This is a genomic window from Desulfofundulus thermosubterraneus DSM 16057 (assembly GCF_900142025.1).
In the GTDB taxonomy this organism is placed as follows: domain Bacteria; phylum Bacillota; class Desulfotomaculia; order Desulfotomaculales; family Desulfovirgulaceae; genus Desulfofundulus; species Desulfofundulus thermosubterraneus.
In genome coordinates this window covers 17,353-42,403 of the sequence record NZ_FQZM01000025.1, presented here as the reverse complement: position 1 = coordinate 42,403, position 25,051 = coordinate 17,353, and the positions used below count along the sequence as shown (strand labels likewise).

The 25,051-nt window shown below is 53.5% G+C and carries 29 protein-coding genes; all 29 read right to left on the bottom strand.

The window, feature by feature from the left end:
- Positions 1-43: 43 nt before the first annotated feature.
- Complete coding sequence (locus tag BUA65_RS10520) at positions 44-517, bottom strand: (2Fe-2S)-binding protein (protein WP_278246275.1); 474 nt, start codon at positions 515-517, stop codon at positions 44-46.
- Positions 518-534: 17 nt separating this feature from the next.
- The gene (locus BUA65_RS10515; RefSeq protein ID WP_072869533.1) at positions 535-3,450 is read right to left on the bottom strand and encodes a nitric oxide reductase activation protein NorD; all 2,916 of its coding nucleotides are present in this window, start codon (positions 3,448-3,450) and stop codon (positions 535-537) included.
- Between the two features lie 17 nt (positions 3,451-3,467).
- Positions 3,468-4,292: a CbbQ/NirQ/NorQ/GpvN family protein gene (locus BUA65_RS10510; RefSeq protein ID WP_072869531.1), complete on the bottom strand. Its 825-nt coding sequence runs from the start codon at positions 4,290-4,292 to the stop codon at positions 3,468-3,470.
- 27 nt (positions 4,293-4,319) lie between these two features.
- The gene (locus tag BUA65_RS10505; RefSeq protein WP_072869530.1) at positions 4,320-5,210 is read right to left on the bottom strand and encodes a CobW family GTP-binding protein; all 891 of its coding nucleotides are present in this window, start codon (positions 5,208-5,210) and stop codon (positions 4,320-4,322) included.
- 213 nt (positions 5,211-5,423) lie between these two features.
- A complete protein-coding gene (locus BUA65_RS10500; protein WP_072869528.1) occupies positions 5,424-6,173 on the bottom strand; it encodes a 4Fe-4S dicluster domain-containing protein in 750 nt (249 codons plus the stop codon).
- 106 nt (positions 6,174-6,279) lie between these two features.
- Positions 6,280-7,332, bottom strand: coding sequence for an MtaA/CmuA family methyltransferase (locus BUA65_RS10495; protein WP_072869526.1), 1,053 nt, complete (start codon positions 7,330-7,332; stop codon positions 6,280-6,282).
- A gap of 12 nt (positions 7,333-7,344) precedes the next feature.
- The gene (locus BUA65_RS10490) at positions 7,345-7,740 is read right to left on the bottom strand and encodes a pyridoxamine 5'-phosphate oxidase family protein (protein WP_072869525.1); all 396 of its coding nucleotides are present in this window, start codon (positions 7,738-7,740) and stop codon (positions 7,345-7,347) included.
- 51 nt (positions 7,741-7,791) lie between these two features.
- Positions 7,792-8,727, bottom strand: a complete 936-nt coding sequence (locus BUA65_RS10485) for a tetrahydromethanopterin S-methyltransferase subunit H family protein (protein ID WP_072869523.1) — start codon at positions 8,725-8,727, stop codon at positions 7,792-7,794.
- A 15-nt stretch (positions 8,728-8,742) separates the two neighbouring features.
- Complete coding sequence (locus BUA65_RS10480) at positions 8,743-10,692, bottom strand: ASKHA domain-containing protein (RefSeq protein ID WP_072869521.1); 1,950 nt, start codon at positions 10,690-10,692, stop codon at positions 8,743-8,745.
- An 18-nt stretch (positions 10,693-10,710) separates the two neighbouring features.
- Positions 10,711-11,376, bottom strand: a complete 666-nt coding sequence (locus BUA65_RS10475) for a corrinoid protein (RefSeq protein ID WP_072869520.1) — start codon at positions 11,374-11,376, stop codon at positions 10,711-10,713.
- A 388-nt stretch (positions 11,377-11,764) separates the two neighbouring features.
- Positions 11,765-12,577 (bottom strand): ABC transporter substrate-binding protein, encoded by an 813-nt coding sequence (locus tag BUA65_RS10470; protein ID WP_072869518.1) that lies wholly within the window; start codon positions 12,575-12,577, stop codon positions 11,765-11,767.
- A 16-nt stretch (positions 12,578-12,593) separates the two neighbouring features.
- Entirely contained in the window at positions 12,594-13,616 is a 1,023-nt protein-coding gene (locus tag BUA65_RS10465) for a CobW family GTP-binding protein (protein ID WP_072869517.1), read from the bottom strand.
- A gap of 16 nt (positions 13,617-13,632) precedes the next feature.
- Positions 13,633-13,932: a hypothetical protein gene (locus BUA65_RS10460; protein WP_072869515.1), complete on the bottom strand. Its 300-nt coding sequence runs from the start codon at positions 13,930-13,932 to the stop codon at positions 13,633-13,635.
- Positions 13,933-13,946: 14 nt separating this feature from the next.
- Complete coding sequence (locus BUA65_RS10455; protein WP_072869513.1) at positions 13,947-15,161, bottom strand: AAA family ATPase; 1,215 nt, start codon at positions 15,159-15,161, stop codon at positions 13,947-13,949.
- An 83-nt stretch (positions 15,162-15,244) separates the two neighbouring features.
- Positions 15,245-15,460: a thioredoxin domain-containing protein gene (locus BUA65_RS10450; protein ID WP_072869511.1), complete on the bottom strand. Its 216-nt coding sequence runs from the start codon at positions 15,458-15,460 to the stop codon at positions 15,245-15,247.
- Between the two features lie 79 nt (positions 15,461-15,539).
- On the bottom strand, positions 15,540-16,424 hold the full coding sequence (locus tag BUA65_RS19120) for a TIGR03905 family TSCPD domain-containing protein (RefSeq protein ID WP_072869509.1): 885 nt from the start codon (positions 16,422-16,424) through the stop codon (positions 15,540-15,542).
- Positions 16,425-16,427: 3 nt separating this feature from the next.
- Positions 16,428-16,721 (bottom strand): HUIPC motif thioredoxin-like (seleno)protein, encoded by a 294-nt coding sequence (locus BUA65_RS10440; protein WP_131821489.1) that lies wholly within the window; start codon positions 16,719-16,721, stop codon positions 16,428-16,430.
- A gap of 45 nt (positions 16,722-16,766) precedes the next feature.
- Positions 16,767-17,030: a hypothetical protein gene (locus tag BUA65_RS10435; RefSeq protein WP_072869506.1), complete on the bottom strand. Its 264-nt coding sequence runs from the start codon at positions 17,028-17,030 to the stop codon at positions 16,767-16,769.
- Positions 17,018-17,290, bottom strand: a complete 273-nt coding sequence (locus tag BUA65_RS10430; protein ID WP_072869504.1) for a thioredoxin family protein — start codon at positions 17,288-17,290, stop codon at positions 17,018-17,020. The genes BUA65_RS10435 and BUA65_RS10430 overlap by 13 nt, the downstream gene beginning before the upstream one ends.
- Before the next feature lies 1 nt (position 17,291).
- The gene (locus tag BUA65_RS10425; protein ID WP_165613237.1) at positions 17,292-17,561 is read right to left on the bottom strand and encodes a thioredoxin family protein; all 270 of its coding nucleotides are present in this window, start codon (positions 17,559-17,561) and stop codon (positions 17,292-17,294) included.
- Positions 17,562-17,620: 59 nt separating this feature from the next.
- The gene (locus BUA65_RS10420) at positions 17,621-18,460 is read right to left on the bottom strand and encodes an MIP/aquaporin family protein (protein ID WP_072869502.1); all 840 of its coding nucleotides are present in this window, start codon (positions 18,458-18,460) and stop codon (positions 17,621-17,623) included.
- Positions 18,457-18,786: a hypothetical protein gene (locus BUA65_RS10415; protein WP_072869500.1), complete on the bottom strand. Its 330-nt coding sequence runs from the start codon at positions 18,784-18,786 to the stop codon at positions 18,457-18,459. Before BUA65_RS10415 ends, BUA65_RS10420 begins: the two co-directional genes overlap by 4 nt.
- Positions 18,783-19,187, bottom strand: coding sequence for a hypothetical protein (locus BUA65_RS10410; RefSeq protein WP_072869498.1), 405 nt, complete (start codon positions 19,185-19,187; stop codon positions 18,783-18,785). The genes BUA65_RS10415 and BUA65_RS10410 overlap by 4 nt, the downstream gene beginning before the upstream one ends.
- Positions 19,188-19,301: 114 nt before the next feature.
- Positions 19,302-20,237: a uroporphyrinogen decarboxylase family protein gene (locus tag BUA65_RS10405; protein ID WP_072869497.1), complete on the bottom strand. Its 936-nt coding sequence runs from the start codon at positions 20,235-20,237 to the stop codon at positions 19,302-19,304.
- A 373-nt stretch (positions 20,238-20,610) separates the two neighbouring features.
- Positions 20,611-21,294, bottom strand: a complete 684-nt coding sequence (locus tag BUA65_RS10400; protein ID WP_072869495.1) for a corrinoid protein — start codon at positions 21,292-21,294, stop codon at positions 20,611-20,613.
- Between the two features lie 110 nt (positions 21,295-21,404).
- The gene (locus BUA65_RS10395) at positions 21,405-22,094 is read right to left on the bottom strand and encodes a corrinoid protein (RefSeq protein ID WP_072869493.1); all 690 of its coding nucleotides are present in this window, start codon (positions 22,092-22,094) and stop codon (positions 21,405-21,407) included.
- A gap of 114 nt (positions 22,095-22,208) precedes the next feature.
- On the bottom strand, positions 22,209-22,976 hold the full coding sequence (locus BUA65_RS10390; RefSeq protein WP_072869492.1) for a helix-turn-helix domain-containing protein: 768 nt from the start codon (positions 22,974-22,976) through the stop codon (positions 22,209-22,211).
- Between the two features lie 204 nt (positions 22,977-23,180).
- Positions 23,181-24,263, bottom strand: coding sequence for a CobW family GTP-binding protein (locus BUA65_RS10385; RefSeq protein ID WP_072869490.1), 1,083 nt, complete (start codon positions 24,261-24,263; stop codon positions 23,181-23,183).
- Between the two features lie 155 nt (positions 24,264-24,418).
- The gene (gene cobO, locus BUA65_RS10380; RefSeq protein ID WP_072869488.1) at positions 24,419-24,952 is read right to left on the bottom strand and encodes a cob(I)yrinic acid a,c-diamide adenosyltransferase; all 534 of its coding nucleotides are present in this window, start codon (positions 24,950-24,952) and stop codon (positions 24,419-24,421) included.
- Between the last annotated feature and the right edge of the window lie 99 nt (positions 24,953-25,051).

Sequence of the window (25,051 nt, the reverse complement as noted above, 5' to 3'; positions counted from 1 at the left end):
CCTCCTAATTTATTACCATAATTTGTGATAGTATCTCATGAACTTACTTGATTTGAATCCTTTGAGCCAAACCCCGTGCAATCACCGATTGCACCGCCGGTTTACATCAACGGCCGGCAGGGTTTCTGGTCAGGCATTCTTTACCCGTATTCGCACCGGTATGACGCTGGATGTCGGCGAGAGACGAACAACACCCTTTTTCAATGTGGGCCAGGATCTCCCCGTCGGTCACTCCGCGGCAGTAGCAAACAGGTACGGGTCCAGCATGCCTTTTGAACCATACCGGCACCTTTAAATCTTTTTCTTCAAGTACATTACCGCTACCTTCGAAATAAACCACGGAGCATTCCGGCGAGGCACATAAATGGTAGGAATCTCCTGTTATCCGGGACAGTTTTTCATCGACCACCAGACTGGATACGGTGATCACGTTTACAGGCAAGCCGGGGGTTCCGCAACGGGGGCAGGGTTTTCCCGGGCGGACGGATAAACCGGCCCCACAGATATTGTTTTGCATAAGATGTTCCTCCCCTGTTAAACGGTCAACTTTTTATAAATTAATGGCAATTTTTCCGGCAACATGGTCACATCGTCAATTACCACATACCCGCCAGGTCCAAAAATTTCCTCCAGATATTCCTTTCCCTTACGATCCACCGTAATGCAAAAGGGCGTTATGCATTTCATTCGTGCTTCCCGAAGAGCCATGCGGCAGTCTTCCCGTGCATAAAGCGTATAGTCTGCACTTAACCAAGAGCGCAGATCGCTGTTGCCTTTCGCAGCGCAGTAATCCACATCGTAGGGTCGCCCATCGCTCAAGATCAGCAGCAGTTTTACCGCTGCCTCTACCGATTGCAGCTTGTTGGTGGCATGCCGGATGGCCGCCCCCAGACGGGTGAGGCCATCACTGACCATACCCCCGAACTTTTGCTGGACCTGCTGCCCGTATGGCTCGTTAAACTCTTTAACGATGTAAAAATTAACCTTCTGTCTCCCTTCCCCGTTAAACCCGTAGAGGGCGTAGCGGTCACCAATCACCTCCAGTGCTTCGGCCATGATAATAACCGCTTCTTTTTCAATATCCAGAATGGTCTTTCCGTTGTCCAAAACCTGGTTCGTGGAGCCGCTAAGGTCCAATAAAAAGGCCACTGTCACATCCCGCAAACGCTTATCCCGGCGGATCATGAAACCGGTAGCCGGCGCCCCCACGGCTCGCTCGGCCCAGGCCTCAACAATGGCGTCAATATCCTCCTGTTCCCCCTCCTCCTGGCGGCGGTAGCGCCGGAAGCGGTCGGGGCGCAACATGGCGAAATATCTTTTCAGAGTGCTGATCAAGCCGTAATAATCCCTTAACGTTTGTTCCACAAACCGCCGGGTGCTGGGCTGCAAAACAACTTCACCCACCCGGCACCAGTCAGGCTTGTATCCGGTCACCGTAACGTCCCACTCATCGTAATAGTAAACGTTGCGGTAGGCTGTGTATTCTTCCTGGAAAAAGCCCTGCAAAAGGCTTTTTAAGGCACCGTAAAATTTGCCCGTCCGGTAGGCAGTGGCCGTACCCGGCGGACCCGGCCTAACCCGAAGGCAGCTTTCAGCCCTCTGCCGGCTCTTTACCGGCGAGGATTCAGCTTCCACCTCGGCATTGACGGCAACAAGGTCCGGCCGTAACCGGCCCCGGTAGAGGGCCTGGGGGTAACGGGCTTCCCCTCCGGCAGCAGGCTTATCTGCTAGAAAACGGTACCAGGCGGCGGCCACTTCCAGGCTTTCCTTCACGGTAGCCGACCGGTTGGCAAGTATTTTTTGCTGGAGAAGAAGACCCGGCTCGATGGCCATATCTTCCGGGGCCGGCTGCCCCAAAGACAACCTGGCCAGGGAAGCCAGCCCGGCCTCCCGGGTACCGGAGGGAAAGGACACCGGCGCCAGCCTGCCAAACTCATGGTATTCCCGGACCAGTCCCGGATATCTCACCCGGGTAAGATGATCAACCCGGGCGTCTTCCACCAGTTCAAAGACGGTACGCATCAGGGCATAGTCCGGGAAAAGGTCCAGCCACTCTTCCAGACAGGATACTTCTCCCCGTTGCGCCTCCGGTAAACCAGTGCGCCGGGCCGCCTCCGCCAGTTCGGCTGCGGTTAACCGGTAAGTGCCTTCCGCCAGATGAGCCATTTCGTGCACCAGCATTAATCTTAACAGGGCCTGATTCTTTTCCCGGACCGGAAAAACATTCACGTTTTCCGGCAGGTAAACCCGCCGGCCATCGGTGGTGGCAAACAGGCGATCTCCTCCGGTTATTTCTACGGGGAGAATGTTACTGGGTTTTAAAACTACCGGCCGCTCAAAGAGGGCTGCCCCGTATGTAACCAGGCTGCGCTCCTCCTCCGCCAATGTGATCCCCTGGCGTAAACCGGCCAGCAGGGCCATGCTTTCACGAGTGGCCAAAGCCATCATTTCGGCCAGCTTTTCCGCGTTTTCCCCACACTTCCGGACCGCCCGTTCAACCCAGGCGCGTACCTCCGGCCAGGTGGCCTGCTGCAAGGCCCGGTGGGTCATTTCAAAAAAGGACCGGGCCACTTTTTGATCACGGGTTAAAAGTTCTCGCCCGCACTCTGCCCATTCCTTAAAAGCTACCCCCGTACCTGAACCCAGCACCCCCGGGCTGCTGTTCAGAAAGGCGATTGCCGTTTCGACATCCTGTTCGGCCAGGAGTCTGGCCCAGTCGGCCCACTCTGCCAGGAAGGATGTGGAAAATTGTTCGCCCAGGGCACCAGCCAGCACCGGAGTGCTGGTGAAATAAGCCTGCGCCATAACCGGAGTAATCCGGGCCAATTCCTGGCCCCAGGTAACCCAGGGAACAAAAAGGTCGCTGAAAGAAGCCTTTTGCCAAAGGCTATGGGCTGCGAAATAAGCCCGCCCCATTTCCACATCCTGTCCCGCCAGGGCTAGACCCGCCTGCACCCATCTCTTCACGGCGCCTTTATCAGACCACTGGGCCAGCATGGGTAAACTGGCATAAAACACCGTTGCTGCCGGCCAGTTAATCCGGGCTAAAATCGCGCAGTCCTCCAGTAAGGACTGCTGTATGTCAGGGGGTATCTGTGCTAAAATCCGGCGTCCGGAGCGGATCAACCCCACCGCCTCGGCGGGAGCATACCGGGCCACCAGGGCGCTGCAACGGGCCCATGGAACCAACGCAACTGGAGTAACGATACCGAGGGTGCCAGGGCTGCGGTGTAACCATTCCCAGATTACTTCCCAGGATGCTGCCATGAGCTCCCCCGTCCCTGCCAGCCAGTGCTGGTAAAATTCTTCATCCCCGGCCGTCTCCAGAATAGCCACGGCTTGCTGCCAGGCCTCACGCAGGACGGGGTTCATTTTACCGTCCAGGACACCCTCCAGGGTGCTTTTATCTACAGCCCAAACATGTTTTGCCCGATCCTTTATTTCGGACATTACCTCAATCCTCCGGTCTAGCCCTCCGCCAGCAGGGTGGCGGCAATCTCCTCCAGACTCTTTTGAATTACCTGATCGTCGGTAATAGGTTTAATCATGGCTGTTTTTATTGCTTCTAGCATCTCAATACCATGTTTAACCAGGGTGGCGGCATAAATCACCAGGCGGGTGCTTACTCCTTCTTCCAGACCCCGGTTTTTAAGTGTGCGCATCTTCCCCGCCACTTTAACCAGCTTGGCGGCCACATCGGAGTTTATTCCCGCCTCCCTGCGCACGATTTCTGTCTCGTAATCGGCCGGTGGAAAATCAAATTCCAGCGCCACAAACCTTTGCTTGGTGCTCTGTTTGAGGTCCTTTAAAATTGTCTGGTAACCCGGATTATATGAAATTACAAGCATAAAGGTGTCCGGCGCCTTAATTACTTCCCCCTTTTTTTCCAGTGGAAGAAAGCGCCGGTCGTCAGTGAGGGGGTGAATGACCACGATGGTATCCTTGCGGGCTTCCACCACCTCGTCCAGGTAACAGATGGCACCGCGTTTTACAGCCGTGGTAAGCGGTCCGTCGACCCAAACTGTTTCTTCACCCTTTAAAAGATATCGCCCCACCAGGTCGGCAGTGGTTAAATCTTCGTGACATGCCACGGTAACCAGGGGACGGCGTAACCGGTAGGCCATATATTCCAGAAACCTGGTCTTCCCGCATCCCGTGGGTCCCTTGAGCATCACCGGCAGCCGCCCCGCCGCCGCGGCTTCAAATAACTGTATTTCCTCTCCCACCGGGAGATAAAAGGGTTCCTTTTGAGTCCAAACGTCCCCGATTTTCCATTCTACAACGGCGCCCATGCCGGGTAATCTCTCCTTCCCCGGGTTTTATGTCCTGGCCCGGGCCAGGCTTTCCTCAACCGCCTTTTTATCAAAACCTTTGCCGATAAAAATAAACTTATTGCCACTCCCACCCTTTAGTTTCTTAAAATTGATCTGGCCGTGGACCAGGTCAAAGTTGTAGTAACCCTCCCCGGTTTGAAAAATTCCTTTAGCACGATAGATATGACCAAATTTCTCTTCTTTTGCGTCTCGCAGGACCTGTTCAATGCCATCCCGCCGGAAAATGCCTCCCGGAGTAATGGCGAGGGAGTCAAATTCATGATCAAAGTGTAAATGTAGATAATCAATTCCTTCATGTTTTTCCAGTGCCGGGATTTCGGCCCGGCAGTTTACAGTATGGAGGATGATCGCCGACTGGTTATACTTGCGAATTTCTTCCTCTACCTTCTGGAGCATTTCCGGCGAAACCAAATCGACCTTGTTGATCAGAATAATATCGGAATTGGCCAACTGGTCGGTATAGAAATCACCAAATAGGCCGGACTCAAGGTTGGGCAAAAAACCGTCGGCATCTATGATACCGATGATCGCTTCAATCTCCAAACCCAATTTTTCCTTTACTGGTTCCAGAGCCTCCAGGATACCCGAAGGTACCGCCAGGCCTGATGGTTCAATAATCAGACGCTCCGGGTTGACCCTGGTTTTTATTTCCTCTACCGCCTGTACGAGATCATTTCTCAGAGTGCAACAAATACAGCCACTGGGGAGCTCAACCATATCCACCGCATCTCCCCGCTGGATCAGTTCAGCATCAATGCCGATATCACCGAACTCATTTACCAGCACGCCGGTGATACCTTCCCTCTTCTCCAGCATGTTACAAATACAGGTGGTTTTCCCAGACCCCAAAAAGCCGCTTACTATCCTGATTTTCACTTCTAATCCTTTCCTTTCAAAAATTTCAATGACTTTCATAATTTTTTGATTATTAATTTTATTTTTTTAATTATTTTTAATTAATTCATTATCCACTGGTGCCGCTAAAAGCGGCATGGGGGTCTTATAAAAAACTAATTTAAAAAACTAATTAATTCCTGGGTAATCCCTAAAACCAGTATCCGCTTACCGCAGGAGATAAATTATGTGTTTTCACCTTAAAACCCACCGGAGGTCCCGTGCTTCCTGGAGGTTGGCCTGACCCCGGGGGCAGGCCAGAATACAGAGGCCGCAAATATCTTCCCCCACCTGCTGCCGGTTTTGCTCCAACTGGCGGCGGCAGGCCTCCACATCGATATGGGGCACCAGCCCTTCATCCCGCACCCACTCCCGGTCGGCAATGGCTCCCGCAGGGCAGGTTTCCACACAGCGGCGGCATTTGCCGCAGCGGCCGGAAACATAAGGAGTGGCAGAAACCTCCAGGGGGGCATTGGTCAGCACCGTGGCCCAGCTCAAGCGGGGGCCGTAGGTTTCGTTTACCAGAAGGCCGTTCTTGCCGATCCAGCCCAGGCCGGCGCAGGTGGCCGCCGTCTTGTGGGGAAAGAGGGGGTACAGGCGGGCCACAAACCTGGTGTCATGCCGGTGGGAATCGGGAGGTATGGCCAGGCATTTAAACCCGTGGCTTTTCAGCAAGGAGACCAGGCGTTTCTGCAATTGTTCCAGTTTTAAATCGATCTGCTGGTAGCGGTTAGAATAAATTGGTCCCCGGGTGGTATGGATGAGGTTTCGCCCGGGGGAGGGATGCCGGATGGCCAGGGAAATGGCTACCGGCAGGTGCCGTAATTCCCCGGCCAGGCCCTCGCTTACATCGCCAAAACCTACCAGGGTGGCCCCCAGTTCCAGCAGGTATTTTCTTATTTCAAAGGAAGTAAATGCATGTTTAAGTGCTCTTTCCATGGCCATCCTGCAACCCCCGTTCTAACAACCCCCATAGCCCACGCTACCCTTCAAGGCGGGGCGGGGGAAAAACACCGGTGTTTTCCCCCCGCCGGGCATAAGAGGTGCGCATTTACCTGTTCTTGCGAGCCCACTTTTCCGCACCGTATTTTTTGACGGTGTCCACCATGGCGCGCAGGTTCTCCAGGGGAGCGGTGGGCCAGATGTCGCAGGACGGCCAGACGGCGTCCACTCCCCCTTCGATACTGGCCAGGACCGCTTTCTCCACGTCTTCCGGCGTACCATTGCAGAGCACATTGTACCCGTCCACATGGCCGAAAAGCAGCGGTTCAGAACCGATGGTGGCCCGGCTCTTGGCCAGGTCGTTTTTGGTCTCCACGCTGATGGCGTCGGCACCGCACTCGTTCATCAATCCGATAATCAGGTTGGTATCCCCGCAGATGTGCAGGATTTTTGGCGACGGAATGTTTTTAAAGATCTTTTCTAGATGCGGTTTGATGACCTGGCGGAAGCTCCGCGGGCTGAGCACGTCGGTGGGGGCGCCCATTTCCCGGATGGTGATATAATCCGCCCCGGCCTCCCGGTATTTGGCGGCCATGGTTATAATCAGGTCGGCCAACCTGTCCAGTAAAATATTCACTTCATTGGGTTTTTTAAAGACCAGCTTGAACAGGTCGTTCAAGTCCATCAACTGGCCGGCCAGGGTAAAGGGACCCAAAAACCAGGAACCAATGGCCACTTCGTCACCGATGTCTTTTTTGAGCAGGGAAATGGCCTCCATCACCAGGGGGAAACGTCCCCGCCCGGCTATATTGTCCGGAATGGTTACCTTGGTCATTTCGTCGGGGGAGTGGATCAGCTTCTCCTTGATGGTCGGATACAACAGGTGCGCCACGTCCTCATAGGCGTTCATGACGCAGCCCATGGCCTCTGCTTCCACGCACATATCATAGGGAACGACGGCACACTCATAACCAAACAGCTTGTAGGAAGTGGCCGCCGAATTGGCCATTTTCACCGGATCCGTGTGCACTTCGGCAAACTTGTAACCCAGCTGCTCCAGGCCTGCCGTGGTCACGTTGCCCATACCACTGTAGCAGGCCATGCGGTCTACTTCTTTTCCTTCAAAAAGACCCAGAACCCTATCCCGCGGTTTCATGGACATGGGGTAACCTCCTTAACAAATTTTTTCACCCGGGTTGCGCACAGACAGATCATAAATTTCTTCCACGATAATTTTGACCGCTGCCTTCGGCTTGGGCAGGCCCATTTGAGCAAATTTTTCGGCAAAACGGTCATAAAGTGGCCCTTCGGAGAGCAGCTCAGCCCGGCCCATGAACCGGTAGCCTTTCAGCGCCTGGCGGTCGGTAACCACCACCGCCACCTTAGGGTTTTCCAGCAAGTTGCGGTAGGTCTGTTTGCCTACCAGTTCCCCGTAGGCCAGTGTTTGCTCATCAAGCACCAGCATGGAGCCTTTGGGGGCAGCGGAAGGCTGCCCCGTCTTATCGGCGGTTACAATAAAACACTGCTCCTTTTCAACTATATTCCTCATTTCTTCAGTAATTTTAGGCATAGCCGATTGTGCCTCCTTTTCTTTTGACAACCGGCACCCGGTACAACCTGATCACTGCAGTTGCTTCACAAAGTCTGCAAAGAATTTGTACAGGGGGTGATCCTGGTTAGACGGCAATTTACCCGTCTCGTCGTAAACCAGGGTTGCCAGCATCAGACTGGCGGTGGTGACGGCAGGAATAATTTTCGGAATATTAACGATGGGGCCGCTGAAAAGTAGATCGCTCCAGAGCAGGGCGGCAATGGCCTGGCCGGCGGCATTCATAGCGTTGAAACCTTCGCTTCCCCACATTTCCCGGGCCGCCTTCCACATGTAGGTGCCGTTGGAGGAAGCCACCCCGGCGGGCCAGCCAAACTCCTCCTTAACCAGCCGACTGGCAATACAGGAGAAAGAGGTGGAGGGCAGGTTCATTACCGCAGTATCCACCAGGATGGTGTCAAAGGTATCTTCCCCAATGATGTCCAGCATCTTTTTGAGCCCGGTTACCCGCCCCCTGGGGGTCTGGTCTTCCTGGTTGAAGGCCTGGACCACCACGTGCTTGATGCCCAGTTCCTTCAGGCGGGCCACCTGGCCGGGGATGTCCTTGTCCCAGGGGGTGATGCTGTTGTACAGCACCCGGTCCTGGATACCCAACTGCGCAATGTATTCCGCCACTTCCAGCCGCGTTTTCTCCACCCACATGTCGATCCCGAAGGGCTGGTCGCTGATGCTCAGGAAAAAGTCAATGTAGGTCTTCATCTCGTCCAAAGAGGTGGCCACCATGGCCACCAGGGCCGGTACGCCCGTTTGAGCCGAAAGTTCTTCCTGCCGCTTTACGTATTCCGTGGCCTTTTCCCGGTTAAATTTCCTCTCCTTGCGGGATTCCAGAATTTTATCGCCGTTATGAAACATGGAGGAAATCAGCAGGGGCGGGTTTTCCCCGGGCTGCCCGCCGATGTTCCACCGGCCGATGCGGCACACCCGCTGGGGGCGGCTTAGTTTAAACATGCAAAACTCCTCCTTTTACCGTTTGGGAATGGCATCCAGGATGTGCTGGATATGCGGGAACTTATCCGTTGAGTGCGGTAACGCCATGGCGGCGGCAAAACGGGTCTGGAAGTCCGGCTCAATGGCCGTTTCCACAAATTCCACCCGCCGGGCAATCCAGGCCGCTTCTTCCCGCTTGCCCACGTCCAGCAGGGCCAGCTTGGCGCCGTCCCCGGCAGCGTTGCCCACGGCCTGCACGTTTTCCAGATCACAGTCCGGGAACATACCGATGACCATGGCGCTTTCCCGGTCGATGTAACTGCCAAAGGCGCCGGCCAGAGTTACGCTGTCCACCTTATCTACACCTAGCTTCTCCATCAAGTATTTGGCTCCCACATACAGGGCCGCTTTGGCCAGCTGTACCGCCCGCACATCGGCCTGGGTGAAGGTGATATCCTTGCCGATGGCCGTTTCCTCGGCCCAGGCCACCACAAACTCCGGTTTCCCGTCGGCACCGCGGCGGACCCGGGGGTGGTTGATCTTCATGTTAAACCGCCCGCTGCGGTCGATGACGCCGGAACGGAACAGCTGGGCCACCATATCGATAATCCCGGAGCCGCAGATCCCCTTGGCCTCCGTCTTTTGGATTTCCGGATACCACTGCTCCTGTCCGATGACCTTGTAGGAAACCTCCAGGGTTTCGGGGTTGATGCGTATCTTTTCAATGGCTCCCGGTGCGGCACGCATGCCGAACTTGATCTGGGCCCCTTCCAGGGCCGGGCCGGTGGCGCAGGAAGTGCAGAGCAGGCGCTTTTCGTTGCCCAGGTCGATTTCACCATTGGTGCCAATGTCGATAATTAGCCGGATTTTTTCCGGCTCCCGGTACGGCTCCTCGGCAATGAGCACGGCCACGTTGTCCGGACCCACAAAGCCCGATTCTACGGGAAGGGTATGGATGATGGCGGCGCGGCAGATGTTAACGCCCAGATCGCGGGCCTTGATGTTCCTTGATTGCTTGGTCCCCGGAGCAAAAGGAGAACGACCGAGGAATTTGGGATCAATACAGAGAGCGATATGCTGCATGGCGGTGTTAAAGACCAGGGTCATGTCTACGATGTCGGTGGGCAAAAGGCCGATTTTTTCGGTCATGCGCTGGGCCAGAGTGTTCAGCCCCTCGATAATGGCCTGGTGCATTTTCTCCAGGCCGTCCTCATTCATCATGGAGTAGGTAATCCGGGAGAGCACATCTTCGCCGTAACGCACCTGGGGGTTCATCATGGAGTCCACCACCAGCACCTGGCCGGTGCGTAAATCGCAGAGATAGGCAGCCACCGTGGTGGTGCCGATGTCCACCGCCAGGCCGACCAGGGTATCCTTTAAGCCCGGTTCCACCCGGATGATTTCCCTGTCGCACCAGACGGTCGCCGTGACCTTCCACTGGCTTTCCCGGACCGCATTGGGCAGGTCCCGCAACACAAAATAGTCGATTTCCAGGTCCTGCGGCAGGCCGTGCTGCTCGTGGAGGGCTTCCCGCAGGCGCTCGAAATCCCCCCGGTGGTCCTCCAGGGTAGCCGGTGACATTTCCACATAATATTTGCGTACGGCGGGGTTCAGGTTGAACTTTCTTTCCTTGCCCGTCTCCAGCACTACCTGCTTGGCTCCCCGGCTTTCTTCGGGCACGAAGACCAGCACATCCCCCAGCACTTCGCAGCAGCAGGCCAAACGGTAGTTGTCCGCCAGTTCTGCTTCGGTAAGGCAATCCCTTTCTTCCTCCTGCAGTGGGGAAAGATGAGCCATGCTGGAGTCGATGCCGAATTTTTCAAAAAAACCCTCTTCGATTTTTACCTTGCATTTGCCGCAGACCTTGGCGCCGCCACAGAGGTTTTCAATGTCCACGCCCAGCTCCCTGGCCGCTTCCAGCAGGGTGATGCCGCGCTCCACCATTCCCCGGCGGCCTGAAGGCTGAAAGATTACCTGGTGCTGCACTTTTGCTTCATCCTCCCTCTACAACTCTCTCAAAGAAGCGATCATGTTTATAGCTTCCTTCAGGGCGTTGCTGGCATCTTTGGCATAACCATCCGCGCCGAAACGGTCGGCAATCTCATCGGTTACCGGAGCGCCACCAATCATAATTTTGGCCTTGGGGTTCTTCTCCTTAATTGCTTTAATAATATCTTTCATGCCCACCATGGTGGTGGTCATCATGGCCGAGAGAGCTACAATCTCCGAGTCGGTTCTCAGTTGTTCCTCCACAAACTTTTCCAAAGGCACGTCTTTGCCCAGGTCGTGCACCTCAAAACCGGAAGCTTCAAACATAATCTTCACCAGGTTTTTGCCGATATCGTGCACGTCTCCCTGCACTACTCCCATGACCACCTGGCCTTTTACCCCACCGTCTCCTTTTGCCGATTGCATATGGGGGCGTAGTATTTCCAAACCGGCGTAAAGAGCGTCGGCACACATGAGAAGCTCGGGGACAAAGTACTCTTGCTGCTCATACAGGTCGCCGGCCTTCTTCATTCCTTCTACCAGTCCTTCGAATACGGCCTTATTGGCGTCCATGCCCTCATCCAGTGCCTCCTGGGCCGCCTGGCGCACCATTTCCTCATCATAATTGAGTACACCCTCGGCCAGTCTCCCCAGAATGTCCTTTTCCCTTTCAGGTGTCATTTCCCATTCTCCTTTCTTTTAACAATTGTTTTCTTAACCAAACGGTTAAAACTTACACTTTGGTCAACCTGCAATGTCAGTAACAAGCCACTGTTAAAGTCTCTAAAAAGTTAAACTTTTTAGTAATCTCCTGCGTTAAGACCCCAAAGCCACTGCTGGAAATTTGCCTCTCCTTTTCGTCCGGTCGCTCTACCCCCCCTCTTTTTTTATAAAATTTAAATTATACTTGCGTGATTACGACGTTGATGCTTATTGCTCTGCTACTAAACATTTATCTATAGCAAACATAACTAACATTTTTTCAGAATTGTAAAATGGTTGCCGCCCCAGCGCAAGATTCTTTTCTTCAACGGGCAAAACAGCCCCGTGAATTGTTTATTTTAGCCGGTTAGCGGACGAGAACTTTTTGCAGCAGTTGGGCCACCCTCTCCATCCCGTCGAATAGGCGTGGTCCGGGCCGGCACAACCAGTGGCAGGGAACGGCATGGACGCACTTCTTCTCTACCGCGTCAACCCCCGTCAACAGGGGGTGGTTCAGCATGTCTGCCACATCCCGTACGCAGGGGCGTTCTGGCCGGTCGCAGCCCGGGCACCTCTTTTTTGGCGGTTCACCGGAAACCCGACCGCAGGCCAAAATTACCTCCGGGTTAAAGCGACGTACCCCGTCCCGGGAAAGCAAAATGGCAGGTTCGTGCGCGGGAGCAAAAAGTTCCGCCCCGGCCACTCTCAGGGCGTCATACTGGCAGGAAGCCGGTCCGGGCGTAACCAGGGTCTTCTCACCCATGACAAAAAGAACCCTGATACGGGAACGGCGTGCCACCTTTTCGCGGAGCCCGGCTACTCTGGCCCCGAACGTGGCCACCGCCGAACGGCCCGCTTCACCGGCCCGTGTAATGCGCACTATCTCTTCCATTCCCTCCAGCAGTTCCGCAACCCGGCGGGGTGCAAAGTCAAAAACCGTTATTCCCGCCCGGCGCAACTCCTCTACGCAACCCCGGTGTATAGCTCCCCCGGCCAGGACCAGGTCGGGCCGCAACGAGATAATCCTATCTACGTCCGGACGGTTAAAAAGACCAACCTGTTCTTTACCCGTTGCCTGTGGTGGGTAATCACAGTGGGCGGTAACCCCCACCACCTGCTCGCCAAGCCCCAGGGCGAAAAGGGTTTCCGTATGACCGGGTACGAGCGAGACAATTCGCATAATTACCTCCTGCAAACTACCGCTTTTGAAAAAATTCCTGGCGGTTGATTTCCCCCGTTTTCACAAAGTTAAAATCGCCCATGAGCTTTTCCACTGCCGGCATGATTTGCGGCGGGGCAATAAAGACCAGCACATTGATCTGATTCTCCTTCACCGGCACATCTTGCATTTCAATGGTGCACTGGCCCATCACATAGTTGTACAGGTGAAGCCGGCCCTCTATTTGCACAAAGCCCTTTACCCGGAGCACTTCCCGGGGTAACCGGGCCGTCATTTCCCGGAGATCGGATGGCGTGCCTCCCTTCCAGAAAAAGGATGCAGACATTAGCAGGTCGGGGGGCGTAAGGGATTCATGAATATCGGACAACAGCTCTTCCACGTACCGTTCCAATTCCTCTTCGCTCATTGGCCGCCCCGGTTCATACCTAGCACCTTCAAGCGGCTGCTCCAAAGATAAAAGCTCGGCCACGTTTATATCGGCATATGTTGCCTCGTAAAAGTGGGGATCGGGGTGGTACTTTTTTACGAGATTTTTTATTTCTTCAACCCGCTCCCGGGAAGCCAAGTCGATCTTGTTGATAATAAATATGGTGGAGGAGGATATCTGCTTTTCCACCGAAGCATAGACCTGGAAGGCATCCAGGAAGTTGGCCGCATCGATAATGCAAAACTGCTCTTTAAACTGAAAACGGCCCTTAAATATGGGCAGGTTCAGGTCCTTTTTGAGGTCAACGGGATTGGCCACACCGGTAGATTCAATCAACAAAATGTCCGGCTTGATTTTTTGGGCAATCTCGTAAAGGCCCTTGATAAAATCCGTTTTCACGCAGGCGCAAAAGATGGACCCCTTGCTGATTTCCAGGATATCCAGGTCTTCACCAGCCACCAGCGTGCCGTCAACGCCAATTTCACCAAACTCATTCATTAATATCATCAATTTCCGGTCCCTGGGGAACTGGCGGATGAGACGGTTCAAAAAAGTGGTTTTGCCGCTGCCCAAAAACCCGGTAACGAGATAAACGTCTGTGAAGTCAGCCATGGTTTTCCCCCCCTGGCTACCATTCATACAATGGTATTGCTTTTTTAGCCTCGCCCTGCAACTGCATAATGTTATGGCAAAATTTGCACACGGCCAGGACGTCTTTAGGCTGCAATTCACCCCATATCCTGCGGTAGAGATCCATATTTATCCGACCCAGATCTTCTTCGTTCAGTTCCTCCGGAGGTTCCAGGGACCTGATGCGGTCGTTTTTGCCGCAATAGGGGCAGACAATCCCAAACAAAACCATGTCCGTCCTGGGAAGCCCCAACTTAAGGACCAAATTCCTGAATTGTTCGATGGTCTCCAGTTCCATGCAACTCGCCCCTTTTAACAACAACATTGGTAAGCCCTTAAGATACGTTCATCCATGTCAAAGTAGAACTTCGCGTAGGAGGTACCGTCCCTGCGGGCGCGAATCCCGTGCAGGGTATCGGCCAGCTCAATGGTGCTTCGCAAGTGAGTGATCATGATCAGCTGCCTATTCCGGGCCAGCTTCTTGAATAACTGCTGCATATGGTGGTGATATATCCAATCCAGGGCTGGCTCCACTTCGTCCAACAGGTAAAAGGGGCTCTGCAATTCCTCAAAAAGGGCCAGATTGGCGGCCAGCGAACAGATAGTTTTCTCACCGCCGGAAAGAAGGAGCGGGTTCTTTCTTCCTTTTCCAGGAAAAACGACTTCAACGGCCAGGCCGGGTTCACCACTGGTATCAACCAGGAACAGCTCGCCCCCTCCCTCCGGAACAAGTATGCTCAAGAAATTCTTGAAATGGGCGTTAATCCTGCCGATTAGATCTCCATCCATCTTTTCATTGAACAGTGCTTTAACATGTCTAAGCCGATCCGCGGGTCCCAGCTGCAGAAAGCTTTCCACCTGCCCCTGCCGGATCACTGTTTTTGTAACATTTTCCAGTCCCAGTTCGGTTAATTTCTGGTAATAACCTGCGGCCGTCAGCTCAACCCCGTCACAGAAGAATTCTTCCGTTCCATGGCGACGGGCCTGCCGGGTCAGCTTAACCTGCGGGGCTTTTTTATCCTCACCCAGCTTAATGGTCAGAGCCACCCTGGCCGTTTCCGACGGAGGGTATTCCTGCGACCCGCTAAAAAACAGGTCCCCATATTGCTGGCAGCGCAACCGCTGCAGATCGCTCTCGCCCACGGCCCAGGCAATGGCATCCAGTACATTTGTTTTGCCCACGCCATTATTACCGATGATTACTCCAATGCCGGACTTAAAATTAACCACCGTTTCCGTGGCGTAGGATTTAAAACCGGTTAAGGTGACTTCCTGCAGATACACCGGGCTCCCCCCTGCATCTCCCCATTGAAAATTATCTTTGCATTTTAAAATGGCGGCAATCAACTCATCCTGGGGAGGAATGGTGGACTCATAAACCACTTCGTTGTTCAGAGCAATGGCAGGTATGACCCTGACTCCCAGTTCCAGTTTGCGTTTGATTCCCTCCAGGGTCTTAACATTCCAGATAAACATTTCAATGCCGTCCTGTATTTCCTGCGGTAAGGCTCTTACCGCTTCGGCCATATACGGCCCGGATGCTCACTGGTCGGTGAGCAATACCTCCACAAAAACCTTTGACATAATTTTCCTCCACCCCCGCGCTAGAACTAACCGGCATATCTTGCTTTAATGGCCGCGATCAAATCCTCCTGCGGCGGAATAACGGCTTCAAAGACCAGTTCGTTGTCCAGGGCAATGCTGGGTAGGGATTTCGCCTTTAACTCCAGGAAACGTTTTATTCCTTCCCGCGTCCTCATGTCCCACTCGTGGACCTCGATTATGTCCTTAATTTCCTGCGGTAAAGCCTTTACCGCTTCCGCCATGTAGACGCAGGCCGCTCATTGCCGGAAATCGGTCAGCAATACATCCACCAGTACCCGGCGCACGTCCCTTCCCTCCCCGCTATGCCTTCACCGTTTCAAAGGAAACTTGTAATTCTTCCCTCGCCCACCCCAGCAAGGCGTATTTAAACTGGCCGCCCTCTTTTACAGGACCCACGTTAATGAAGTCCACTTTACCCAGGCGTACATGTTTCCACTCATTGGTAGAAGCAAAGAGGACCACATCGACGGAAAACTGTTCGGTCATGGTTTCCAGGGCGGAAAAGACGCTCTCATTGCGCAAGTAGTCGGATAGATTGCTCACCATGAGCAATTCCAGGGAATAAGGGGCAAAATCCGAAAAGCCGCTTAATTCCTGGATAAAACCGCTGTAAAACCCCAGGACACGGCACCGGCCCAGTTGAAACCGCAGATAGAGGGGTGCCCGCCGGAGAAATTCTCGATTCTCCGGTTTGGTACAGGAGAGAGTACGGTCAAATGGACCCTGTACAAAAACCAACTTCTTCCTTCGCGCCAGTTCAACCACCCCGTCGTTGTCCCCTGCCGGACCGGTAAGGTTACCCAGGCAGAAAACGGTTTCAACAGGCTGGCGCAAAGCTACCTGCAATGCCTCAACATTTCCGTTTACATCGGCAATCACCGCTACCCTTTGATAGGACGCTGGAGTTTCATAAACGGTGATCGGCTCCTCTTCCCTGAGCTTCCCCTCCCGGGCCAACTGGATGGCCTGGTATAGCTGGTCGGGGCAGGATGTGTCATTCCGGCATTGAATTCCTTTCAGGAGGGGGAGCACTTCACTTAGCTCCCGGCCCTCCAGCAGGCGGCTGATGAGCTGGGCGTTGCCCCGGCAGCCCCCGCCCACAAACCTCACGCCGGTCAGGATATTTCCCGCCAGTTGAAAGTGGATTTCGGGCGGACAAATCCCCTTGGTCTTGTATATATACATGACCTATTCACCCGCCTGTAAGAGCCCCTGCAGGGTCTGTTTTAGCTCTTCCACCGGCGGTGTGGTGCTGAAATACAACCTTCCGTTAATGAAAATGGACGGGATGGGAGCCGGCCCGCCCAGCCCTTCCGACAGCTCCTTGTAACGACGGCCGCCCGTTTCCTGCCGGAGGTAGACCAGTTCCAGCTTCACCCTGTCCCCCATATCGCCTATGGCCTCTTCCACTGTTTCAAGCATGTAAACACAAGGGATACAGTGGTCGCCTTCATAGATGATTTCGATAAGGATGGGTCTCACCTTTCCCACTCCCGGACCTGCCTTTACAGCGCACGCGGCAGGTTTTTATATCATACCGCATTCCCGCAGGGCGGCCACAACCGTTTCCCTGTCGGGACATACGCCCATGATTCTGACCAGGTCGCCCACAATTATAGCTGGGGTGGCGGATATTTTCAGTTCCTCCAGGCGAGGGGTCGGCCCCCTGTGAATAGTAATGGCCACCTTTTCGCCAAATTCCCTCTGGATACCCTCCAGCAACCGGGACAGGGCAATGCCACCGGAACAGGGTGGGACGGACAAAAAGGCCTCAATGCTTACTTTAGACATAATCCACCCTCCCTCAATGCGTTCAAAAGGGTAAAACGGGTGGGAACAACCCCTTCGATTTTAATATAACCGTTGATCACCACCGCCGGAACGCAGAACATGTTGTATTCGTTAAACTTCTCCAGCCCCTCTTCACCCACATACTTTTTAAAATCTATTTCCCCTCCGTATTCGCCGGCCACTGCCTCACAAAGTTTGATCATCTCCAGGCACCCGGGACAGGGAGGATTACCGCTGAAGACCTCCATTTTAACGGGCACGTCAATCCCCCCTCTCTTTCTTGATCAGCTCCACCAGTTCCGGTTCCGTAAGCAACCTGCCGGCAGCCACCATCCTGCCGTTTATCACCACGGCGGGAGTGATCATGACCCCGTATTTTTGTCCTGTTTCCGAAAAGGCGTCCTGTTTTTCCACCGTCACCTCTCCCGGAGGAAATTGAGCCGCCGCCTGCCGGGCCTCCCTTTCGGCCTGCAGGCATTTCTGGCATGGAGGTGAGGTGCCAAAGACCAGTATGCTCACCCTGTTTCCCATTTTCATCTTCCTTTCCGGCGTTGCTTTCTTAATATCACCCGGATTACACCCGTACCATGCTACAGGGAAAAATGATCCTTGCAACTGCAAGCGCCGTGCTTACCGCGCATCAAGGGCTCCAGCAGCTTGTGGAACAACAGGGATGCCAAAGAACCGCCTACCAAAGGGGCAAGTATATATATGGTGAAAAAACCACCCCGGGGACCGGGAATGGCCACCTTCCCCCAACCGGCCAGAAAGGCAAACAACCTGGGGCCGAAATCCCGGGCCGGGTTGAATCCAGCCATGGTCAGGGGAGCAAAAATGCTGATCAGAACAGTTATGGTCAGTCCGATTAAAATGGGCGCTACGTCGCTGGAAGGCCGACCCACATTGCATCCTTCAGTCAGGGCGAAAATAATTAACACCAGCCAGAAGGTACCCAGAGCTTCCACCGCAAAAGCACCTGCTGGAGAAACAGAACAGAGCACGGGGGAAGACGGATTGGGATAATATTCGCCGAAAAGCATGGCGGTTAGCACGGATTCGGGAGCACCGCGCACAATATGCCGGGCAGCTTCCACAACGGCCATGGAAGGGGAAAAAATGGCATAAACGGCAGCACCGGCCAGAAAACCACCAGTTAACTGGGCCACCCAGTATACGGGCAGTTTTCTCACGTCCATACGACCGGCAATGACCATGGCCAGACTGACGGCCGGATTTAAATGGGCGCATGAAAGATGCCGGGTGGCATATATGGCCAGAGTCACACTAATCCCCCAGACCACGGCCACTTGAAAAAGTCCTGTATAGGCCGAAAAAAGCACTGTTACAGCCACCGTGCTGCACCCGAAAAACACCAGCATAAAGGTGCCCAGCAATTCACCGGCGAAACTGTGCCCGTAATCCCCCGTCATTTTCCGTTCCCCCCGCGGTAAATGAAATCTTCGATGCTCTGCGCCAGTTCCTCCACCGACGGTATGCGATCAAATACCATCTCACCGTTAATAAAAATCGACGGGATGGGTGCGTGACAGTGTAGCTTTCTTACATCCTCCTCCCCGTACAGCGAAACGGAGAGCTCGTAAAACCTCCGGGCGCCTTCTTTTTGCCTGATATATACCTTTTCCCACTCAAGCAAGTTGGGGAAAAAGGGGACCACAGCCTCCACCACCTTTGCGGCATAGTAGCATGAAAGGTTGTGATCCCCCGCGTAGATTAGCTCCAGGCGCAACGACTTCATTCGACTGTAGAATCCCTTCTGGTATGAAGACCGGCGCCCGCTTTTTCCAGGTTCTCTTTAATCCGGTCGAAATCAAAGCCTTTATCACGTAAGGACAGTATCCGCTCGCGCATCTCGGGAGTTGGAGCCCTTTTCGCCAGTTCATCAATCAGCTCTTCATATTGGGGAATAACGCTCTCGAAAACCAGATCGCCTTCAATGCAAATTGTAGGCAGTACCCGGCCATTGAGCTCCAGGAACTTCTGAATGCCGGCCTGGTTTTTAATGGACCATTCCTTGTATTCAATCATCTCCTGCACATCGGGGGGCATGGCCGCAATGGACTCCATCATGTAGCCACAGGCGGCACACTGCACGCTGTCCAGGGTAAGCACGTCAATCTTGATTTTCTGCTCGGACATATTTTACCCCCCTTTTTACCAGGACTCGGGATACTTGGCATAGTACTTTTCAAACCATTCCCTGGCTTCCAGAATCTGCTCCATGTGTTCCAACGGAACATCATAGGGCATATCTCATCCAGGGGCGAATACATAACCGTGCGTACCACCGGCAGCCAGGCTGACAATGGCATCCTCCCGCGGTGAAACAATCCCCAAGGACATGGCCAGGGTAAGCTTCAGGTTGCCGCCAAAACCAACCCCGTATTTCCTGGCCAGGTCCCGCACAAATGTCAGGTTTAACTGCTCGTCAATAGCAAATCCGTGGGTACCAATCTGACAAACGGACTCCAGCACCTTTGTGGCGTCGCCGCAAATAAAGAAGCTGGATGTCTTTCCTCTTTCATGAATGACGGCGATGGCATCCTGGCAATAGGGGTGAACAAACTCCTTAAATGTTTCGTTCCGGATCTGTGAGGCTACCGGGTCTACGATGGCGATAATATCACAGTCCATGTCGCAATACATTTCCACCGACTTCTTGACAACTTGAGCACAGAACTTTAATACATGATGTGCCTTTTCCTTGTTCTTGACCACATCAGTAAAGATGCGCACACCAGCTAAGTGGCTTGCCAGGGTGAGCGGCCCGCAGGCAAGGCCCATTAAGGCACAATCCAGTTCGTCCAACTGGGGCTTGGCAATCCTGGCAGCCTCGAAAAGCACCGGCCAGCGGCCGTCGTTGGGACCCGGAACCTTCAGGCCGGCCTCTTCTACAGTCTTATCCGATAAAGGGTGAGACTGCACAGACGGCACGTTATCCTTCCAGTACTTAATTTCTAATCCCATGGATTCCGACTCTACGGAAAGATCGAAAACCAGAGGAATCCCATCGGCCTTATACTTCCTGGCCGTTTCCACCACGCCTTTGGCAAGCAGTTGCGGGTCCTTTAGAAATTTATCCGCCGGTTCACCAATCACAAAGGCACAGTGGACACCGGCATAAGGAACCCACGGTGCCCTCGGGGTTCTCTTCCCCCGGATGGCATCAATTAACATTTGCTTCGCCACATTTTACCCCCCCACGCATAATTTCCATTTAATTCTGCAAAGGTTTTAGGCAATTACGAATTTTATAAATTCTCCACCTCCTTACTGTTTTAATGCTTGCCGCAAAAAAGCAGCGTCACCACCTCTTTTGGCCGGCTAGCTAACAAAAACGGGAGTTTAAGGATGTTTAACTGAAATGCTCTTTGGCTAAACAAAGGGCAAAAGAAAGCGTTTGTATTATTTTACTAAGCCCGGCGCTGAATGTAAATTTTTCTGCCATTAAATGCAATCAATGCCCGGCAAAAGGTCGGTTTTCAGCCCCCAACGGTTGCCAGGCATTTCTTTTTGAACGTCCAGCCTTTGTGGAGCGAAGGTGCTTTTGCAGCCCCCAGGATCATCCTGCAGTACACCCGGCAAGGTGGTTTCTTACCGCCACCAGCAGGTCAATGGCCGCTTTTAAAGCCCGGGGGGCATTGGGAGCGTAACCGTGGGCTCCCCAGCGGGCAGCTACGTGTTCGGTTACCGGCGCCCCGCCCACCATAATGCGCACCTGCGGATTTTCTTCTTTTAGCCTGGCAATCAGAGGCTTCATTCTGAGCATGGTGGTGGTCATCATAGCCGAAAGACACACCAGATCCGGTTTTAGCCTTCTGTATTCCCGGACAAAAGTTTCCAGGGGCACATCCCTCCCCAGATCATAAACCTCGAAAGAGGAAACCTCAAACATCATCTTCACGATGTTCTTGCCGATGTCATGAATATCCCCTTCCACCACCCCGATGAGTACCCTTCCCCTGACACCCACGTCTTTTTTGACCACATGCTCCCGGAGCAGCGCCAGGCCCCGGTAGAGGGCATCGGCACATAAAAGCATTTCGGGGATAAAATATACCTCTTCTTCATAAAGACGGCCCACCTCTTCAATTCCCGGCACCAGCCCTTCAAAAATGGCCCTGGTAGCATCCATCCCCAGCTCTATGCACTCGCGGGCCGCCTGTACCACAGCATCCTCATCAAAACTGATTACCCCTTCCCGCAGGCGACTGAGAAGTTCCCTCTCCTTTTGCGAACACAGCACGCGCCATCTACCCCCCTACTCAAGATTTTTAATTCCAGAGCTATAAGGAACCGGTTAACCAGAATATTTTGAAATCATTGGCCACCCGTCACGGTAATTCCCCGGCCCCGCTATGACTCATGACAACTGTCTTTCACCGAAAGCATAATTTCCACTGCCTTTTTTAAAGCCTGGTGGGCGTTGGGGGCATAGCCGCTGGCTCCCCAGCGCCTGGCTATACAATCGCTTAATGGGGCACCCCCGACCATGATCTTCACCCGGGGGTTGCGTTCCCGCAGTTCCTTGATCACTTTTTTCATTTCGGCCAGGGTGGTGGTCATCATGGTGGAAAGACAAACAATGTCGGGGCACACTTTACGGTGTTCGGTCAGAAACCGGTGCAGGGGCACGTCCCGCCCCAGGTCGATTACTTCAAAACCGGCCCCCTCCAGCATCATCTTTACCAGGTTCTTGCCGATGTCATGGATATCCCCTTCCACTACCCCGATAATTACCGTACCTTTTATGCCCAGATCTCTCTTCTCGACATGTTCTTTAAAAACGGCCAGCCCCCGGTATAACACCTCGGCGCAGAGGAGCAACTCGGGAATATAGTAAATTCCTTCCTCGTAGAGCCGGCTGACCTCCTCCATGCCGGGAACCAGTCCCTCGAAGATGGCCTTGCGGGCATCCAGACCTTCACAGAAGGCGTCTTCAATGGCGGCAAGCAGTTCTTCCTCATTGTGTTCTACCACCGCCTTTTTCAGCCTGATCAATAAATATAATTCCGGTTCTTGCCATTCCCGTTCCGGCTCCAGCACCCACCCCCACCTCCGGACCTTTTAATTCTTATCCTAAAGGGGAAAGCTGGAACTGACAACAGCCAATCCATGAATCGTCCTATTTTGCCCTTGAAAGGTTCCCCGGCAAGAAGATCAGAGCAGGTGACGGTTTTGTTTAAAGAACTGGATGAAATTAAGAATGTATTTGATCTCACTGGCGTCAAAATCCCGCACCGCCCGCAAAACTGCCTGAACGTTGGGGTCCCCCAGCGTTTCTAAAATATCTGAATTCAATGTGGCCAGGAGATCCTCCACATCCTCCTGTTTCATCAGAAAGTAACTAACTGAGGTATTGAGCACCCTGGCAATTTTTTCAAGGGTATCCAACAGAGGAGTGGTTTGTCCGTTTTCAATCTGACTTAACAAGCCCGGGGAAACTCCCGCCTTCTCGGCCAGGGCGGCCACCGTCAGTCCCTGCTTTTGCCGAAGCTTGCGCAGGCGGTAGCCCAGGCTATCGGGACGATCCGTCTGGTCAAGGAAATAGCGCAGGGTTACATTCAGGGCCTCGGAAAGTTTTTTTAAATCCTCTAAATCCGGAGTAGCCTGCCCGTTTTCAAACTTTTCCAGCATGGATGCGGGCAGTTCGCTGATTTCGGCCAGGTCTTCGAGGGAAAGACCACGGCTTTCCCGCATAAAACGCAGCTTTTCCCCGGTGATTGTATCGTCGGTATCGCCTACCAGGTAACTCACTGAAACGTTGAGAGCCTCGCTAATCCTCTTTAACATGGGGATGGACGGCTTGCGGATTTCCCGTTCCACCGCACTGAGGTAAGAAGGGGATATTTTTAACTGGTTGGCCAGTTCGGTCAGCGTAATGCCCCTTTCCTTGCGAAAGTCCCTGATTTTTTGCCCCAAACTCATCCCGTCCACCCTTTCATCCCGTTAAAATCTATGGCTTCACACCGGTGACTTTGATCGAAATCATAGCACAGGCTGCCCGGAGATTCAAGCAGACTTTCATAACTGGAGAAATAAAACCCCCGGCGAGGGGATTTTTTACGAGCTCAATTCCTTTTTGTCATAGCCCAACCTGAGTACTGTATAGCAGCAAGCCTCCAGGGAATTCTAACTCAATTCCTTTTTGTCATGGCCCAACCGGAAGGGGGAACCTGCATAATCGCCCGGTGCAGTGCAAGCCTGGGAACGCAGGCGGTTTAAGCCGGTCGGACGGGAAACCCTGCGCCGCCGGTCACCACCATTTTCATAGAAACCCTGCGGCTCTTTGTGAAGACAATCCAGAAGGGCGGCGGTAAGCTTACCGGCGGCCAGGGTAGAACCAATAACCAGCACCTTGCTCTCGTCAAAGCGGCCCGTCACAGGTTCAAGGGAAACGCCGGAAGGGAGAAAATCCAGGCGCATCCACCCTTCTTCGCAGCAAAAGATGCCCTTGGCCCTTACCACTTCGCCAATACATGATCCGGATAGGTTTTCAAATAACCTGGTGAGCCGTGTTCTGGAAAAGGTGCCCTGAAACTTGCGTGAGAAACTGTAATAACTGGGGATATCCACGGCACTCTGGGGCCTCCGGCAAACCTTCCTCTCCCTGGGAGAGGAAAACCCGGTTTGAGAGGCCACTTGCAAATCCGCCGGACTTACCTGTCCATGGTGCGTAGAAACAAAGCGTGCCCGGGAATTAAGCTCCTTGATTTTTCTCGCCAACGATTGCACCTTTTTCTCCGGGACCAGGTCACACTTGTTCAACACCAGCACATTGGCCCGGCAAATTTGGGATTCGGCAAAAAGCGGGGACCGGGCGTAGAGTTCGTCAAAGGAACAGGCGTCAATAACGTGAATGATGCTGAAACGGTGGTCCATTAAATGCAGACCCATTACCTTTGCCGCCGCCAGCAACCCCTGAACTGCTGCCACACCGGGGTATTCTATGATCAACCTGTCCGGCGAGAGGGAACCTGCCACATAGGGAATCTGCCTGGCCAGGTCGGCGCTCAAGGTGCAATAAATGCATTCACAGCCCAATTCCAGCACATCGGGTGCATCCTGGGCCAAAAGGGCACCGTCAATTCCTATCTCTCCAAACTCTCCTACCAAAACAGCTACCCGTTCCCCGGGGGTCAGCTGCCTTACCAGATGCTGGATAAGAGCGGTTTTCCCACTGCCAAGGTAGCCTGTTACAATATTCACGATCATGGTCAACGCACCTTGTTTCTACGGTAACAAAAAGTTTGCTTTTTATTTTACTTTAAAGTCTTCCTATCTGTAAAGCGATTTTCCGCAAACCGTCAATTTTTTCACCAACGATCAAAAGAAAACCCACCGCCTTAATGGGGTGGGTGCAAGAGAAACTAAAACTCGATCCCCCGCTGGGCTTTAATCCCCTTTTTATAGTGGTGCTTGATTTCCTTCATTTCCGTGACCAGGTCCGCCCGGTCGATAATTTCCGGGGGAGCGTCCCGGCCGGTAAGCGCTATGTGCAGGCGGGGTGGCTTTTTGTCCAGCAGGGCTAAAACCTCTTCCCGGGTGATCAGGCCGAATTTCAGGGCGTACAAAATTTCATCCAGGATGATCAGGTCAAAGTTGCCGGCGGTTATTTCTTTATTGGCTTCTTCCAGGGCGTGCCTGGCCGCTTCCCGGTGGTCTTCCAGGGTTTTACCGTTATCCACCCGGGTGAAACCCTCCCCCCGCTGGCGAATTTCAAAACGGTCACCCAGCCTGGCGGGGGCGTTCAGCTCACCATACCGCCAGCCCCCTTTAATAAACTGCAGCACCAGCACCTTCATCCCCTGGCCCCAGGCCCGCAGACCCATGCCCAGGGCGGCGGTGGTTTTGCCCTTGCCGTTGCCGGTGAAAACCAGGATCAGCCCGTTTGTTTCGCTCATTTTTCCCCTCTCCCCCCACGTATAGTCCGCAACCGCAATGTATCCCCCTGTACGTTTGATTTCGGGGCAAGCTGTCAACATCCTCTATTTTTGATTTCA

Coding starts and splice junctions, on each gene's coding strand:
- BUA65_RS10455 (WP_072869513.1), bottom strand. CDS start 15,161: ATGGCCGAAGCGGTAAGAGCCTTACCGCAGGAAATACAGGACGGCATT.
- BUA65_RS10390 (WP_072869492.1), bottom strand. CDS start 22,976: ATGAGTTTGGGGCAAAAAATCAGGGACTTTCGCAAGGAAAGGGGCATT.
- BUA65_RS19120 (WP_072869509.1), bottom strand. CDS start 16,424: ATGTATATATACAAGACCAAGGGGATTTGTCCGCCCGAAATCCACTTT.
- BUA65_RS10420 (WP_072869502.1), bottom strand. CDS start 18,460: ATGACGGGGGATTACGGGCACAGTTTCGCCGGTGAATTGCTGGGCACC.
- BUA65_RS10425 (WP_165613237.1), bottom strand. CDS start 17,561: ATGGGAAACAGGGTGAGCATACTGGTCTTTGGCACCTCACCTCCATGC.
- cobO (WP_072869488.1), bottom strand. CDS start 24,952: ATGAGCGAAACAAACGGGCTGATCCTGGTTTTCACCGGCAACGGCAAG.
- BUA65_RS10385 (WP_072869490.1), bottom strand. CDS start 24,263: ATGATCGTGAATATTGTAACAGGCTACCTTGGCAGTGGGAAAACCGCT.
- BUA65_RS10485 (WP_072869523.1), bottom strand. CDS start 8,727: ATGTTTAAACTAAGCCGCCCCCAGCGGGTGTGCCGCATCGGCCGGTGG.
- BUA65_RS10515 (WP_072869533.1), bottom strand. CDS start 3,450: ATGTCCGAAATAAAGGATCGGGCAAAACATGTTTGGGCTGTAGATAAA.
- BUA65_RS10435 (WP_072869506.1), bottom strand. CDS start 17,030: ATGTCTAAAGTAAGCATTGAGGCCTTTTTGTCCGTCCCACCCTGTTCC.
- BUA65_RS10415 (WP_072869500.1), bottom strand. CDS start 18,786: ATGAAGTCGTTGCGCCTGGAGCTAATCTACGCGGGGGATCACAACCTT.
- BUA65_RS10470 (WP_072869518.1), bottom strand. CDS start 12,577: ATGCGAATTGTCTCGCTCGTACCCGGTCATACGGAAACCCTTTTCGCC.
- BUA65_RS10510 (WP_072869531.1), bottom strand. CDS start 4,292: ATGGGCGCCGTTGTAGAATGGAAAATCGGGGACGTTTGGACTCAAAAG.
- BUA65_RS10410 (WP_072869498.1), bottom strand. CDS start 19,187: ATGTCCGAGCAGAAAATCAAGATTGACGTGCTTACCCTGGACAGCGTG.
- BUA65_RS10475 (WP_072869520.1), bottom strand. CDS start 11,376: ATGACACCTGAAAGGGAAAAGGACATTCTGGGGAGACTGGCCGAGGGT.
- BUA65_RS10460 (WP_072869515.1), bottom strand. CDS start 13,932: ATGGAACTGGAGACCATCGAACAATTCAGGAATTTGGTCCTTAAGTTG.
- BUA65_RS10465 (WP_072869517.1), bottom strand. CDS start 13,616: ATGGCTGACTTCACAGACGTTTATCTCGTTACCGGGTTTTTGGGCAGC.
- BUA65_RS10490 (WP_072869525.1), bottom strand. CDS start 7,740: ATGCCTAAAATTACTGAAGAAATGAGGAATATAGTTGAAAAGGAGCAG.
- BUA65_RS10450 (WP_072869511.1), bottom strand. CDS start 15,460: ATGGCGGAAGCGGTAAAGGCTTTACCGCAGGAAATTAAGGACATAATC.
- BUA65_RS10500 (WP_072869528.1), bottom strand. CDS start 6,173: ATGGCCATGGAAAGAGCACTTAAACATGCATTTACTTCCTTTGAAATA.
- BUA65_RS10495 (WP_072869526.1), bottom strand. CDS start 7,332: ATGTCCATGAAACCGCGGGATAGGGTTCTGGGTCTTTTTGAAGGAAAA.